At 67.9% G+C, this 14,295-nt stretch carries 15 protein-coding genes and 2 tRNA genes; 9 read left to right on the plus strand and 8 right to left on the minus strand.

What is annotated here, in order from left to right; all coding sequences use genetic code 11:
- Positions 1-89: 89 nt before the first annotated feature.
- Positions 90-2,141, plus strand: coding sequence for a DEAD/DEAH box helicase (locus tag N0B15_RS17955; protein WP_263021085.1), 2,052 nt, complete (start codon positions 90-92; stop codon positions 2,139-2,141).
- 116 nt (positions 2,142-2,257) lie between these two features.
- The gene (locus tag N0B15_RS17960) at positions 2,258-2,983 is read left to right on the plus strand and encodes a DUF7504 family protein (protein WP_263021086.1); all 726 of its coding nucleotides are present in this window, start codon (positions 2,258-2,260) and stop codon (positions 2,981-2,983) included.
- Between the two features lie 11 nt (positions 2,984-2,994).
- Here the strand turns inward: N0B15_RS17960 and N0B15_RS17965 are convergent, their stop codons facing one another.
- Positions 2,995-3,252, minus strand: a complete 258-nt coding sequence (locus tag N0B15_RS17965; protein WP_263021087.1) for a pro-sigmaK processing inhibitor BofA family protein — start codon at positions 3,250-3,252, stop codon at positions 2,995-2,997.
- 82 nt (positions 3,253-3,334) lie between these two features.
- On the opposite strand from N0B15_RS17965, the gene N0B15_RS17970 reads away from it, so the two are divergent.
- The 3 genes from N0B15_RS17970 to N0B15_RS17980 all read left to right on the plus strand — a co-directional run bounded on the left by N0B15_RS17970 (position 3,335) and on the right by N0B15_RS17980 (position 5,627).
- Positions 3,335-3,407: transfer RNA gene (locus N0B15_RS17970), tRNA-Pro, on the plus strand.
- Positions 3,408-3,750: 343 nt separating this feature from the next.
- Positions 3,751-4,929 (plus strand): aspartate kinase, encoded by a 1,179-nt coding sequence (locus N0B15_RS17975; RefSeq protein ID WP_263021088.1) that lies wholly within the window; start codon positions 3,751-3,753, stop codon positions 4,927-4,929.
- Between the two features lie 248 nt (positions 4,930-5,177).
- A complete protein-coding gene (locus N0B15_RS17980; RefSeq protein ID WP_263021089.1) occupies positions 5,178-5,627 on the plus strand; it encodes a hypothetical protein in 450 nt (149 codons plus the stop codon).
- Positions 5,628-5,660: 33 nt separating this feature from the next.
- On the opposite strand, the gene N0B15_RS17985 is transcribed toward N0B15_RS17980, so the two are convergent.
- The 3 genes from N0B15_RS17985 to N0B15_RS17995 all read right to left on the minus strand — a co-directional run bounded on the left by N0B15_RS17985 (position 5,661) and on the right by N0B15_RS17995 (position 7,450).
- Positions 5,661-6,023, minus strand: a complete 363-nt coding sequence (locus N0B15_RS17985; protein ID WP_263021090.1) for a hypothetical protein — start codon at positions 6,021-6,023, stop codon at positions 5,661-5,663.
- 108 nt (positions 6,024-6,131) lie between these two features.
- The gene (locus N0B15_RS17990) at positions 6,132-6,791 is read right to left on the minus strand and encodes a metallophosphoesterase family protein (protein ID WP_263021091.1); all 660 of its coding nucleotides are present in this window, start codon (positions 6,789-6,791) and stop codon (positions 6,132-6,134) included.
- 59 nt (positions 6,792-6,850) lie between these two features.
- Positions 6,851-7,450 (minus strand): IMP cyclohydrolase, encoded by a 600-nt coding sequence (locus N0B15_RS17995; protein WP_263021092.1) that lies wholly within the window; start codon positions 7,448-7,450, stop codon positions 6,851-6,853.
- 186 nt (positions 7,451-7,636) lie between these two features.
- Between N0B15_RS17995 and N0B15_RS18000 the strand changes: the two genes are divergently transcribed.
- Both N0B15_RS18000 and N0B15_RS18005 read left to right on the plus strand, forming a co-directional pair.
- Positions 7,637-7,709: transfer RNA gene (locus N0B15_RS18000), tRNA-Gln, on the plus strand.
- Positions 7,710-7,836: 127 nt separating this feature from the next.
- Positions 7,837-8,496 (plus strand): rhodanese-like domain-containing protein, encoded by a 660-nt coding sequence (locus tag N0B15_RS18005; RefSeq protein WP_263021093.1) that lies wholly within the window; start codon positions 7,837-7,839, stop codon positions 8,494-8,496.
- Positions 8,497-8,506: 10 nt separating this feature from the next.
- On the opposite strand, the gene N0B15_RS18010 is transcribed toward N0B15_RS18005, so the two are convergent.
- Positions 8,507-9,847, minus strand: coding sequence for an oxidoreductase (locus N0B15_RS18010; protein WP_263021094.1), 1,341 nt, complete (start codon positions 9,845-9,847; stop codon positions 8,507-8,509).
- Between the two features lie 113 nt (positions 9,848-9,960).
- Here N0B15_RS18010 and N0B15_RS18015 point away from each other — a divergent pair, with 113 nt between their 5' ends.
- Positions 9,961-10,608 (plus strand): methyltransferase domain-containing protein, encoded by a 648-nt coding sequence (locus tag N0B15_RS18015; protein ID WP_263021095.1) that lies wholly within the window; start codon positions 9,961-9,963, stop codon positions 10,606-10,608.
- Positions 10,609-10,620: 12 nt separating this feature from the next.
- Here N0B15_RS18015 and cgi121 read toward each other — a convergent pair whose 3' ends face one another.
- The 3 genes from cgi121 to N0B15_RS18030 all read right to left on the minus strand — a co-directional run bounded on the left by cgi121 (position 10,621) and on the right by N0B15_RS18030 (position 13,909).
- On the minus strand, positions 10,621-11,115 hold the full coding sequence (gene cgi121 / locus N0B15_RS18020) for a KEOPS complex subunit Cgi121 (protein WP_263021096.1): 495 nt from the start codon (positions 11,113-11,115) through the stop codon (positions 10,621-10,623).
- Positions 11,116-13,506, minus strand: coding sequence for an ATP-dependent DNA helicase (locus N0B15_RS18025; protein WP_263021097.1), 2,391 nt, complete (start codon positions 13,504-13,506; stop codon positions 11,116-11,118).
- Positions 13,507-13,684: 178 nt separating this feature from the next.
- Positions 13,685-13,909: a hypothetical protein gene (locus tag N0B15_RS18030; RefSeq protein ID WP_263021098.1), complete on the minus strand. Its 225-nt coding sequence runs from the start codon at positions 13,907-13,909 to the stop codon at positions 13,685-13,687.
- Between the two features lie 138 nt (positions 13,910-14,047).
- Here N0B15_RS18030 and N0B15_RS18035 point away from each other — a divergent pair, with 138 nt between their 5' ends.
- Positions 14,048-14,293 carry a ferredoxin gene (locus N0B15_RS18035; protein ID WP_263021099.1) on the plus strand — a complete coding sequence of 82 codons (246 nt, stop codon included), beginning with the start codon at positions 14,048-14,050 and terminating at the stop codon, positions 14,291-14,293.
- Positions 14,294-14,295 lie beyond the last annotated feature (2 nt).

Genomic DNA, 14,295 nt, shown 5'->3' on the forward strand with positions numbered 1-14,295 from the left:
CACCCACTCGAGTGGCGCACACTCGAGCGACCCGTCCGTCCCGTACAGAGTCCGAATCGCTCAAGTATCGGGGACGACTACCCGTAGCCGTGTCGAAGCAGGTCCAGGAGGTCGAGACGCTCTTCTGTCACGAGACCGGCGGCGACTACCTCGTCGTGGTGATCCGAGACGGGACGCGACTGTTTCGCGCGAAACTCGGACTCGCCGAGACCGAGGCGGGGCCCCGGCCCTCGAAGTTCCGCGTCAAACGCGGCTCGAGCGAGGAGCCACGCCAGCCCAACGAGTTCGTCGACCTCGCGCGGATGGCCGAACGCATCCGCATCTCCGAACAGACCTCCCGGGCCGGACGCGCCGAGTTACAGGCGATGCTCGACGGCTACCAGCTCGAGGCGAAGGTGGTGCGGACCTGTCGCTACTGTGCGTCGGCGGGGTCGTACTCGCCGGTGACGACCGAGACGGCCGTCCGCGACGGGAGCGACTGGATCTGCACTGACTGCGCCCGACGCGAACTCGAGCGCCAACTCTCCTACGTCGGCGGCGTCACGGGCGCGGCGAAAGATCGCCTAGAGGAGCTGATGCTCGAGGTCCAGGACTTAGAGCGGATCGTCAACCTCCTGCAGGGCAGACTCGACCCCGACCTCACGAAGTTCGATACGATCAGCGCGACCGTCGAGGACGTCGACCCGGTGCGCGTCGACACGCTCGACCTCAACCCGAAGCTCCAGGCGCTGCTCGAGGACCGCTTCGAGACGCTGTTGCCGGTCCAGAGCCTCTCTGCGGAACACGGTCTCTTCGAGGGCGACGACCAGTTAGTGGTGAGCGCGACGGCGACCGGGAAGACCCTCGTCGGCGAACTCGCGGGCATCGACCGCGTCCTCGAGGGGAAGGGGAAGCTGCTGTTTCTCGTCCCGCTGGTCGCCCTCGCCAACCAGAAGTACGAGGATTTCGAGGCGGAGTACGGCCACCTCGTCGACGTGACGATCCGGGTGGGGGCGAGTCGGATCACCGACGACGGCAACCGCTTCGATCCGGGTGCGGACGTGATCGTCGGCACCTACGAGGGGATCGACCACGCCCTGCGTACCGGCAAGGAGATGGGCGACATCGGCACCGTCGTCATCGACGAGGTCCACACGCTCAAAGAAGACGAGCGGGGCCACCGCCTGGATGGACTCATCTCGCGGCTGAAGTACGTCTGTGAGGAGCGGGCAGCGAGCCACGAGGGCTACGACGGCGCACAGTGGGTGTTCCTCTCGGCGACCGTCGGCAACCCCGAGCAGCTAGCGGCGGCGCTCGAGGCGACGCTGATCGAGTTCGAAGAGCGGCCAGTGCCCATCGAGCGCCACGTCACCTTCGCGAGCGGCGAGGAGAAGGTGCGCATCGAGAACAAACTCGTCAGACGCGAGTTCGACAAGGAGTCCTCGAAGGGCTATCGCGGCCAGACGATCATCTTCACTAACTCGCGACGCCGGTGTCACGAGATCGCCAGACGGCTCGAGTACAACGCCGCACCGTACCACGCCGGTCTCGATTACAAGCGCCGAAAGCGCGTCGAGCGGATGTTCGGAGAGCAGGAACTCGCGGCCGTCGTGACGACGGCGGCGCTCGCGGCGGGGGTCGACTTCCCCGCCTCGCAAGTGATCTTCGACTCGCTGGCGATGGGGATCGAGTGGCTCTCCGTCCAGGAGTTCCACCAGATGCTCGGGCGTGCGGGCCGGCCCGACTACCACGACCAGGGGATGGTGTACGTCCTCGTCGAACCCGACTGTTCGTACCACAACTCGATGGAGATGACCGAAGACGAGGTGGCCTTTACGCTCCTGAAAGGCGAGATGGAGTCGGTGATGACGACCTACGACGAGGACGGTGCGATCGAAGAGACGCTCGCGAACATCACCGTCGGCGGCCGACGGGCGAAACGGCTCAACGACCGGATGCTCGGCGACGTGCCGACGAAACACGCGCTCGGAAAGCTCCTCCAGTACGAGTTCATCGACGGCTTCGAACCGACGCCGCTCGGGCGCGTCATCACCGAACACTTCCTCAACCCAGGCGAGTCGTTCGCGCTGCTCGACGGCATCCGCAAGGACGCCCACCCCTACGACCTCGTCGCCGACATCGAACTGCGCGATGAGTACTGAGGCGGACGCGACGGCCAGCTCGGGCTCGCCGTTCGAGTATCCGGCCAGAAACATAAAGGGTGAGCCGTGCGTTGTGACCTCCAATTACCGGGTCTCCCGGCCCGGGTGGCCACCCGATGGAACCGACAACACCCGACGCGATCGAGCCTCCGGCGAACGTCCTCTTCGTCCACGCGGGACCGACGGATTCGACGACGTGCGAGCAGCTTCGAACGGTCGACCTCGAAGGTGACCTCGCGGAACTCACCGTCTCGTTCTCGAGTGCGAACGTCGAGACCGATCGCTCCTACAGCAATGGCCGTCCGTCGAAGCTGGGGCTCGTCTCGATCGGCGACGTCCTCCAGTCGGGATCGTCCGGCGAACCGGACTTCACCGGGCCGATGACGACCGACGTGGTCGACGATCCGGGCGACCTCTCGGCGATCGGCCTCTCGGTGAGTCAGTTCTGTGAACACTGGGGCGACGGCGACGAACAGCTCGTGGTCTGTTTTCACTCGCTCGACGCCGCGCTCAGACACAGTTCCCCGAAGGCGGTCTTTCAGTTCACCTACGTCCTGTTGAATCGCTTCTCGAGCGTCGGCGCCCACGCCCACGTCCACTTCGATCCGACGGCGTTCGACGACCGGACCGTCGCCACGTTCAGTTCGCTCTTCGACGCGGTCGTCTGCGACGACTCGGTCCAGGGGTCGCTCCCGGAGGCGACCGACGACGAAGTCGCCGCGGTGCTCGAGACGTGGAGCGACGCAGACGAGGCCGGCGACGGTGACGTTCCGCTCACGGAGACGATACAGCCAGCGTCGGAGGCGACCGACGACGACATCGCACGCATCCTCGGACAGTGACGGCGTCGAGATCAGGGGACGAACCCGATACCGAACACCGCGAGTAAGATCACCAGCAACGCCCCTGGCAGGCCAGCGACCGCCACGATGACGAGCGCGACCGGCGTGACGGCGACCGAGACCCCGAAGAGCGCACCCGCGAGGTAGAGGGTGAGCAAGCCCACGACCGCGTTGACGACGAACGGTTTGACCGTCCTGATGATGCGCGTCGCACCAACGAAGAAGGCGAGGACGAGCAACAAGAGGACGACCTCGAGGGTAGTGACCATACTCGGGGCGCTCACGGCGAGACCAAAAACGTTCCGTCGCAGAACGAAACGCTTTACCCGTCGACCACCAAAGCGTGAGTACGGGATCGTGGGTTAGCTTGGTATACTTCGGGCCTTGGGTGCCCGTGACCTCGGTTCAAATCCGAGCGATCCCATTCATTCTGTCGCGAACAAACTCGTGAGCGACGAATTCATTATATCGCCCGGTTTGAATCAGGGAAGAGCTTGCTCCGACCGTGGTTCAAATCCGAGCGATCCCATACTTCTGCTGCGAGCAACTCCGCGAGCAGCGGGAAGTGGACGAGGGCGGATTTCTGAGCCTCGGGAGTCGCAGTGCTCGAGCACACTGGATCCTCACAGGCCGCTCGAGCGAGTCGAACCGAAGTAACGCCACACGAACGCTCGATGTCCGAAGAGACACAGTTATCTTCCCCCTCTGGTAACGATGTGGCACATGAGTACACTCACCAGTTTTCGACACGAACTCGAGGTGAACGCATGCGCGTCGTAGCCAAGTTCGGCGGGACGAGTCTCGGCAGCGGCGACCGGATCAACCGGGCGGCCGACTCGGTCGCTGCCGCTGTCGAAGACGGCCACGAACTCGCCGTCGTCGTCAGCGCGATGGGGTCGACGACGGACGATCTCCTCGACGAGATCACGTTCGAGGCCGACGAGGAAGACCGCTCCGAGATCGTCAGCATGGGCGAGCGAATCTCGGTGCGGATGCTGAAGGCGGCGCTCACCGCCCGCGGCATCGACGCGCGCTTTTTAGAGCCAGGGAGCGAGGGCTGGCCGATCATCACCGACGAGTTCGGCGAGGTCGACGTCGCCGAGACGCGAAAGCGCGCGCTCGAGGTCGCGGACAGCTTAGACGACGCCGTCCCGGTCATCACGGGCTTCCTCGCCGAGGGGACCGACGGCTCCGTGACGACCCTCGGCCGCGGAGGCAGCGACACGACGGCCGTCATGCTCGGCAAGTACATGCAGGCCGACGAGGTCGTGATCGTCACCGACGTCGAGGGCGTCATGACCGGCGACCCGCGGGTCGTCGAGGGAGCACGCAACGTCGGCGAGATCTCGGTCGACGAACTCCGGAACCTCTCGTTCCGTGGTGCCGAGGTCGTCGCACCCTCGGCGCTCTCGTACAAAGACGGGACGCTCGGCGTCCGCGTCGTCCACTACCAGCACGGCGACCTCCTGACCGGCGGCACCAGCATCGAAGGCGAGTTCGAGAGCCTCGTCGACATGCGCGAACGGCCGCTGGCCTGTCTCACCGTCGCCGGGCGCGCGATCAGAAACCAGTCGGGCGTCTTCCAGTCGCTGGCCTCGGCGCTCGGTGAGGCCGACGTGAACGTCGACGCCGTCGCGAGCGGTCTCGACAGCATCACCTTCTACATCGACGAAGACGAGGCCGAGCGCGCCGAGAACATCCTCCACCGCGAGGTGATCGCCAACGACGCCCTCTCGAGTATCACCGTCGACGCGCCACTCGCCGTGGTCCGCGTCACCGGCGGCGAGTTGCCGAACCAGCCGGGCATCATGGGCGACATCGTCAACCCGCTCGCGGACGCTCGCATCAACGTCCACGACATCATCACTTCGGCGACCAGCGTCGCACTCTTCGTCGGCTGGGACGACCGCGAAGAGACCCTCGAGATCACCCAGGACCTCTTCTGACGGTCCCCAGGGTCGACGTCACCCCAGTACCGGCGAGCGTCACGTTCGCGCGAAACGGGTACTCGAGCGCACGGTCAACGAGAAATTACACCCGCACGTTCGCGGGTAAACCGACTGCCAGCGCCGGGGTGAAAAGAAGTCACCGTACTGTCGGCTCCGTGGCGAGACGGCCCGGACGCGGCGCACTTTCTCCACGAGTAACCGGGTCGTAACCAAGGGGGACCTCGTCGAGGAACGGGTGAGAGCCCATGTCCACTCATCCGACCGTACGCGAGGTCTTCGCGGACGTCGAACCCGATCCCGACGCGGTACTCGAGGCGTTCGGTGCCGAAGCGCCCGAAGACGTCCTCGACGACGAGTCGACCGACGCGAGCGCTGCCGAGGAGTCCGCAGCGGTGAGCGCTGCGACCGACCGACTGTTCGGCGACCTCGAGAGCGTCTCGCTCGACGCACCGACGGACGCCGACGGCCCGGACGACGGGAGCGCACCGCTCGAAGGCGACGTGTTCGTCAGTGACCCGACCGTCGTGGTCGAAGACGGCGAGCGGCGGGAAACGCCACCCACCGCGGAGACACAGGCGACCCACTCTGCCGACGGATTGACGCTCGTTGGACCGCCGCCGACGCCGGTCAGAGTCCGGACCGACACCTTCGGCGTCGACGTCGCTGAGGCGTTCGACCCGGTCCGTGGGGCGTAGGCCGAACCCCCGGCAGTGAACGGTTCTCGATGACTAGTTCGAGATGGCCTGCTGGGCCTTCTCTCGTAGCGTCGGGTCTCGCTGTGGCTCGCTCGAGAAGCGCCGCTTCGCACTGGCGCGCAGTCGCGCTCGCGCCGAGGTCGTTTCGGGTTCGTCACCGACGAGCCAGTCCGGAAGTTGGTTCGTAATCTCTGCGCGTTTCTCCGCTTTGAGAGTGCTGTAGCGGCGAAGCACCAGGCCGAGACCGATGAACAGGCCGGCGTCGAGCAGTTCGCGCTTGAAGCGGTCGGGGTCGTTCCTGACGGCGATCGCTTTCGCGAGCGAGAGACCACCGATCACGAGGTACAGCGTCGAACGCTTCGACGGGTCGCCGCCGAGCAGCCGTTGTAGCGCCATGCGCACCGTCGTACCACGCCCCCGCTGAAAGGTGTTAGCCCGCACGCCGTATCGTGCGACAGACACCCACGGCGGAGTGTCTCGAGCGCCGGACCGAAGACCGACGGCTCAGCGACCGCGAGCGAGTCTGGTTCCGGTCCGCTCCGGGAGACCGACGCGCTCGAGTTCGCGCCTGACGGCGTCGACGTCGTAGGCGACGCGTCTGAGGTCGACGGTCAGCGCGTCGAGGTCGACGACCGCGTAGGCCGCCCGCGGGTCGCCGTCTCGAGGCTGGCCGACGCTGCCGGGGTTGACGACGATGCCCTCACCGTAGCGTTCGGCGTGCTGGACGTGGGTGTGGCCGAGGACGAGGACGTCCTCGTCGGTGAGCAAGCGAGGCGAGAAGTCGTCGGGGTAGGTGTAGCGGTCCGGGTCATCGGGGTGGCCGTGGACGAGGCGGAGGCGGCCGTCGAACTCGCGGCGCGTCTCGGGGAGCGACGCGAGCCACTCGAGGTGTCCGGGCTCGAGACAGGTTCGGGCGTGCTCGAGACCGGCGCGTGCCAGCCGGTTCAGTCTGGCTTCGCCCGGCGAGACGACGGCGCGGTCGTGGTTGCCGCGGACGGTCACGACGGCGCGCTCGCGGAGTTCCTCGACGCACTCGCGTGGCCACGGGTTGTAGCCGACGACGTCGCCAGCGCAGGCGAGGGCGTCGACGGAGGGCATATCCGAGAGCACCGCCTCGAGCGCGACGCGGTTGGCGTGGATGTCGGAGAGCAAGCCGACGCGCATACGCGAGTGAACGGGAGCCAGCGGTATGTATCCGGGGCTCGCTCGAGGCGGAGTGTGGCTCAGTCGTCGCCGTTGTCGACGGCGAGGTCGAAGCCGTCGTCGGTCCGTGAGACGGCCGCCGCACAGACGGCGTGGTCGAACTCGAGACCGAGCGCGTCGGTTGCGGTCCCGGCGGCGTCCCCGAGGTCGAACGCGAACGCCTCGGGCGTGTCTCGCTCGTAGGTCGCGACCAGCGTCGGCTCGTCGACAGTCTCGACGAGGATGGCGTCGGCGCGGACGGTGCCGATCAGTGCGGTGCCGTCGGCGTCGAGCGTCGCGGCGATGCGCGGGGTGTCGTAGGCGTCTTTCTCGTAGTCGAGTGCGAGCAGGCTCGAGGCCAGCGCGTCACGCGCCGGATAGCCGAGTTCGAGTTTCTCGCTGATCGGGTCGACGTGTGAGCCGTTGCCGAAGGCGACCGTCTCGCCCGTCGGGGTGTCGACGACGCGCAGGCAGTTGTAGGCGACGTAGGGGTTGTCGGTCTCTTCGGCCGCGGCCGTGGGACCGACGGTGAGCGTCCGGCCCTCGTCTCGCGTGGTCACAGCCCGGTTCGGGAACGACCGCGAGGAGACGCGGTAGGCACCGCCGTCGGGACTGACGACGAGAAATCGTCCGATGTACATACTGGGTCGTCGGGCACTCGGGGCTAAGTTGGTGTCGATTCAGTGGGACGCGACCGGCGAGTACTCGAGAGACAGCGAGGTCCGGAGGCGGCCGTGAAAACGACGGCCCAGACGGTGAACAGCAGCCACCGGACCGCCGCCGAAAAACGACAGCGTTTAGTGATCCACCGCCATCTTCTCGCGTACAGTCCCGTAGGGTAGCGGCCAATCCTCTTGCCCTCTGGAGGCAAGGACGCTGGTTCGAATCCAGCCGGGACTACTCTTCGCGCGTTTCACCTCGAGTTCGACCATGCCGCCGTATTGCATTCTCGAGTGGAAACGAAGGGGTCTGGTCGCGGTCCTCGCGTCACCAGAAACGATATTGGTCGGTCGTTCGTAGACGGGATATGAATCGCCGTGCATTTCTCGCGACCGGGGCGTTGACGACCGCATCCGTTCTCGCCGGCTGTTCCGGGAGCGACGACGGGGTGACGCTCGTCTCGCTCGACACCGTCTACGAGTGGCACCAGAACGACGAGGCACAGTTCATCGACACGCGGGGGCAACTCCAGTACAACGCCAACCACATCGCTGGCGCACACCTCAGCACCGCCCCGAACGGCGTCGCGAACGACCCGACGGCCGAGTGGGACCACGGGACGAAGATCGTCGCCTACTGTGACTGCCCGCACTCGCTCGCGCTCCAGCGCGGCGAGACGCTCATCGAAGACGGCTTCACCGACCTCAACGCCCTCGAACCGGGCTACCCCGCCTGGCAGGAGGCGGGCTATCCGACCGAGAGCAACGTCGTGGCCGACGTCGCCGAGTACGATATTCGAGGGATGGCCGACCCGGCAGACGCTGGCGAGTACGTCTGGGTCTCCGACCCCGACGGTGGACAACACGAGGTCTCACCAGTCGAATCCGACGGCAGCTACCAGCTGACCTTCCGGTTCGCAGACCTCGAGGACGAGTCCGTGCTGCACGTCGAGACACCGTCGTACGCCGGAGAGGCGACCCTCGAAGCGCTCACCGAGGACGTCGTCACCGAGCGGACGCTCGTCTAACCTGGCGAGATCAGTCGTAGACACCTGCCCGCTCGAGGTCGCCCCGCTCGCGAAGCACCGACGGCGTCCGACACATCCCTGGCGCGCCGGTCACCTGCGGAACCGTACAGTTGTTACAGCTCTCACAGAGCGCGCGCGTCGTCGGAGCGACCGGCTGTCCGGCTCTACACCCGCCGTCCAGCAAGCGAGCGCCCAGGCGTGGCTCGGCGTAGAACGGCCGGGCCATCCCGACCATGTCGCAGGCGGGGTCGCCGCCGGTCTCGCCGAGCAGGCGGTCGATCTCTCGACGGCTGCGAATCCCACCCTCCGCGAGGACGGGAACCGACACCGCCTCGCGGACCCGCCGACAGAACTCGGCGTTCCACGGTCCCTCGAGTCCGTACTGGACCGACTGGACGCGGTTCGCCGCCGCGACCAGCCGCCTGCGCCAGGGACCGCCGAACGCGGCGTCGTAGCCCTCCCGGAGCGACTCGTTCGCCCACGCCCGTCCGGGGTAGCGCCCTCTGACGATGCTCATGTCCCACACCACCGAGGTCTGGACCGGAACCAGCGCGTCGTAGCCGATTCGCTCGAGCCGGCGGGCGAGTTCGACCCCGTCGGCGAGCGAGAGTTTTCGGCGGACGACCGGCGGGGCGGGCGTCTCCGCGGGCACCTTCGTCAGCAGGGGCACGTCGCCCGCCCGTGCGCGAATCTCGTCGTGGACCAGCGCCAGAAACCGGAGGCGGTTCTCCGGCGAGCCGCCGAACTCGTCCTCGCGACGGTTGTAGAAGGGCGAGAGAAACTGCTGGACGATGCCCATGTTCGCCCCCGAGAGGTGGACGCCGTCGTAGCCCGCCGCGACGCAGTTCGCCGCCGCCCGCCCGAAGTCAGCCGCCAACTCGTAGACCTCCTCGGTCGTCAGGACGTGCGGGCGGTAGTGGAGGAAGCCCGCCCGGTCGAGCGCGCGAAGCTGCCAGGGCGGACGCGAGACCGCGAGCTGCTCGAGTTCCGGGTGGGTGCGTCGGTACTCGGCGTGCCAGGTCTCCATGCTCCGGAGACCGCCGTGTTCGAGCTGGACGACGATCTTGCTCCCGTGGTCGTGAATCCGCTCGGTGAGCGCGGCGAGCGTCTCGACGAACGCCGGATCGTGGACACGGGTCATCCCCGGGGCGGCACAGCCGCCCTCCCCGCAGACGATGGTCGCCCCCTGACAGAGCAGGCCGACTCCCGACGCCGCCGCCGGCTCGAGGTCGTCGATCAGCGTCTCGACGGTGTCGGGTCCGGTGCCCGCACACTCGAGCAGCGGTGCTCTGTAGAGGCGGTTGTCGATCCGACAGCCACCGATCTCGAGTGAGTCCTCGAGTGACGTCATTGGGATGGGTGACGACGGGTGCGTACAAGAGGGTGGCGTCGGCTCCCACCACGCGCAGGGAACCGGTCCGTACTGCCACCAGAGCCTTCCGCTCGCCGTCCGAACGCCGATCCATGGCACGATCCCCGAGCGAGTACGAGGACCACCTCGAGCGGAGTCGAGCGGTCTGGGACCAGCGGAGCGACAGCTACGGACGCAGCGAGCGGGAACTCGCGGCAATTCGCGAGACGGCGATAGACCACCTCGGTCTCGAGCGCGGCGACCGCGTGCTCGAGGTCGGGTGTGGGCCGGGCGTCAACCTCGCTCGGCTCCGGAGCGACGTGGGCGAGCACGGCGCGGTCGTCGCCCTCGACTACAGTCCGGAGATGGTGGCGGACGCCGATACACGCGTCGAGGGCCACGGCTGGGAGAACGTCGAGGTCCGTCTGGCGGACGCCACGCAGGCGACGTTCGACCGGGGGTTCGACGCCGCGCTGGCGACGCTCTCGCTGAGCCTCATGCCGGACGTCGAGGCGACCGTCGAGACCATCGCCCGGGCGCTCGCCCCCGGCGGCACGCTCGTCGTCTTCGACCTCCGGCCGGTTCCCTCCGGCCCGGCCAGCGTCGTCAACCCGCTGGTACGTCGCTTCCTGCGCTGGTACGCCAACTGGAACCCCGACGGCGACGTCCTGGCGTCGCTCGAGGCGGCCTTCGATGAGTGTACGGTCGTCGAGACGTACGCCGCCGGCATCGGCTACGTTGCCGTCTGTCGGTCGGGCTGACGGCGGGGCGCCTCACTTCTCGACCTCGAGCAGCGCGACGCGTTCACAGACGAGTTCCTCGAGCGTCGCGTCGGTCGCCGTGCGTTCGGCGGCCGTGATCTCGAAGAAGGAACAGAGGCGCGTCTCGTCGGTGTGGGCGAACGGAGCGTCGGATTCGAGCGAGAGCGCCGTCTCGAGTGCGTCGCGTGCGCCCGCTTCGTCACCGCCCGAGAGCAGGATGGCCGCGGGCGTGCGCCCCTCGGAGACGCCCATCTCGAGGGCGCGGTCGATCTGTCTGCGCCCGGCGGCGTAGAGCAGGATCTCGACGGCACGCTCGCGGGCGACGTTCTCGCCGCGGGCGAGCGCCCGGTCGGCCAGCGCGACGGCACGCTCGAGGTGGGCGGGACCGGCGACGTAGCGCGCGTCGAACGCCTGCACCGTCGTGTCGTACGCCTCGCCGACGGCCGCGAGCGTCTCGATGAAGGCGTCGAGGTCGTCGATCTCGAGGGTGCAGTGGAGCAGGTCCATTCAGAAATCACCCAGGTTCGACTGGCTCTCGTCGGGGTCTGCGTCGGTGCGTTCGGCACCGTCGCTCGCCTCGCGCTCGCGGTCGGTCTCGAGGACGACCTCGCCGTCGTCCGCCGGGTAGCGCGCCTCGACGCCCTCCATCGAGGGGTCCTCGCGGCCGGCGTTCTCGAGGATCGTTTCGGCGGTCTTCTCGCCTCGCAGCGCCCCGAGGACGAGTCCCTTGTCCGCCTCGCGGAGGTCGGCGGGCGTCTCGATGCCGACGGCGGCGAGCGCGCGGGCACGCTTTCGGCCGACGCCGCGGACGCCGACGAGTTCGAGGAGGTCCTCGCGGACGCCGTGTTCGACCCGGGCGCGGGCCTCGCGGACGGCGACCGTCCACTCGCTGTCGATCTCGGCGGCGAGTGACTCCGCCGCCCCGAGGAGCCACTCGGCGGTGTCGACCTTCCCGCGGAGGTCGCCGGGACCGATCCCGTAGCGCTCGGTGAGGCGGTCCTCGTCCGTTTCGCTCGCCCAGTCTGCGAGCAGTTTCCCGGTCTTCAACGCCGCGAGCCAGTCTTCGAAGCGCGCGCTCTCGAACTCGCTCGGGGCGTCGCCGAGCAGTTCGCGCTCGCGCTCGTAGTAGAGTTCGCCGTAGGTCTCGTCCTCGCCCGAGCGCAGGTAGAGCTGGTACATGTCGGGCGTCCTCGAGACGAGGTGGTAGCAGCCGAGCGCCGTCGGGCGCTCTGCGGCCGCCTCGAGTCCGTGGACGATTTCGGCGGCGCTCATCGGATCGAGGTAGAGCCGCGAGACGGTGTGGCCGAGCCCCGTCGCACGCAGCCGTTCGGTCCGACTCGAGCGCGCCGCCAGATCCGCCGCCGAGGTGAACGCGCCGTCGCCGCCGTCGGCGTCTCCGTCTTCGTCCGCCCCCTCTCGCTCGCGCTCGATGAAGTCGTTCGAGACGAGGTACTCGATGACGCCGTCGGCGACCGTCTCGAGTCGGCCCGTCTCGGTCGTCTGGGTCGCGTAGAGCGTTTCGTCGAGGAACTCGAGGAGACCCTGGCGGGTGCGTGCGAAGCCGGAGGCGACCGTCGCGAGGACGTGAGTGCGCAGCGCGGGTTCGGCGGCGAGTTTCGAGCGGACGGGGTCGGGTTCGGCCCAGACGTAGCGCTCGAAGAGTTCCTCGCGCTCGTCGTGGCCTTTCGCGAGGAGGACGGCTTCGCCGTAGGGGTCGAGTCCGGGCCGGCCCGCCCGGCCCATCATCTGGTGGACCTCGAGCACCGAGAGCGGGGCCATCCCGCCCGCGCTCGGGTCGAAGCGCCGCCAGTCGCGGACGACGACCCGGCGGGCGGGTGTGTTGACCCCGGCGGCGAGCGTCGGCGTCGCACAGATCACCTTCAGGAGGCGCTCGCGAAACGCCTCCTCGACGAGCGAGCGGTGTTCGGCGGCCAGCCCCGCGTGGTGGAAGGCCGCGCCGCTCTCGACGCAGGTCGCCAAGTCGTCGCTCGTCTCGGCGTCGCTCACCTCGCGAATCTCGTCGGCGAGCGCCGCCAGCTCCGTCCGCTCGACGTTCACCAGTTCGCGGTCGGCGACCCCCGAGAGGCGTGCCGCCGCCGCCTCGGCGTTACGCCGGGAGTTGACGAAGACGAGCGAGGAGCCACCCTCCGCGAGAATGTCGCGGACGAGCGCGGCCTCCTGTCGCTCCGCCCCCTCGACGGGAACCTCGCGCGTGGTGCCGTCGCCGAACTCGAGTGAGTTGCCGTAGTGGACCCCGGTTCGGAGGTCGATCGGCCGCCACGTCGAGTGGACGAGCGCCGCGTCGAGCCAGTCGGCGATCTCACCGGCGTTGCCGACCGTCGCCGAGAGGGCGACGACCTGGAGCGCCGGGTTCAGGTGGCGCAGTTTCGCGAGCGTGACCTCGAGTGTCGGCCCACGGCTCGCGTCGTCGATGAGGTGGACCTCGTCGGCGACGACGCAGGTGAGGTCGGTGAGCCACTCCGCGCCGTTGCGCACGAGCGAGTCGACCTTCTCGCTCGTGGCGACGATGATGTCCTTGGTCGCGAGCCAGTCGCTCGTCGACTCGTAGTTGCCGGTGGCGACGCCGACGGTGACGCCGAACTCGCCGTAGGCGTCGAACTCGGCCCGTTTCTCGCTCGCGAGCGCGCGCAGCGGGACGATGTAGAGCGCCTTGCCGCCGCTCGAACCGGTCGCCCCGCGTTCGACCGCCGAGAGCATCGCGAGGGCGGCGATCATCGTCTTCCCGCTCGCCGTCGGCACCGCAGCGACGAGGCTCTCACCCTCGAGAATCCCCGCCTCGACGGCCTCCGCCTGCGGCGGGTAGAGCGACTCGATGCCCATCTCGCGGAAGTGCTCGAGTGCGCCGGGTGGCAGCCCCGACAACTCCTCGACGTTCATTGCCATCCGTTGGGTCGTGACCCGGTTTAAGCTATCGTCTCCACCCGTACTCGAGACCAGCGGCTCGCTGTCGTACTCCCCACGCCGACGGTCGCGAACACCCACCGACGGTGGCCACCCGGACGAGCGACGGGGCTTTCACGAGTGTCGCACACTGTACTCGCTGTCTGTCCCCTCCTCACTCCCGGTCGTCGAGGCGCTCGTGGAGCCGCTCGACTTCTTCCTCGAGTGTCGCGACCCGGTAGCGCAGTTCTTCGTCGGCCGCGCGGGCGCGATACGCGCGGAGGATGACCATCACCGACCCCGCGAGGAAGGCGAAGAGGACGAGGAAGGTGACGCCGACGGCGATCAGTTCGGTCATCGTGGTCCCCTCCTGGAGCGGGAAGACCGCGTACTCGAGCATAGGGGACGTGTGCGCTCGAGCGCGTAAACGGTGTCGAAAACGTGGTGAAAACGTCTCGGACAACGCGCCGAAGAGGTCTCGAACACGCGGCCCAGCGCAGTCGTCAGGCCTTTGGTCGGCTCGCGCCAACGCCCAGGTATGCGAGTCGAGTTCGACGAGGACACCTGTATCGGGATGTACCAGTGCGTCGCCGAGTGGGACGCCTTCGAGAAGGACAAGTCGGCGGGCAAAGCCGTCCTCACGGGAGCCGAGGAGGTCGACGACGGCGTCTTCGCGCTCGAGGTGCCCGAGGGGGCGGAACTGGACGCGAAGTTCGCCGCGCGGACGTGTCCGGTCGACGCCATCGTCCTCTACGACGACGACGGCGAGCAGCTGATTCCGTAGCC

The organism is Natronobiforma cellulositropha (assembly GCF_025629245.1).
GTDB classification, from domain to species: domain Archaea; phylum Halobacteriota; class Halobacteria; order Halobacteriales; family Natrialbaceae; genus Natronobiforma; species Natronobiforma cellulositropha.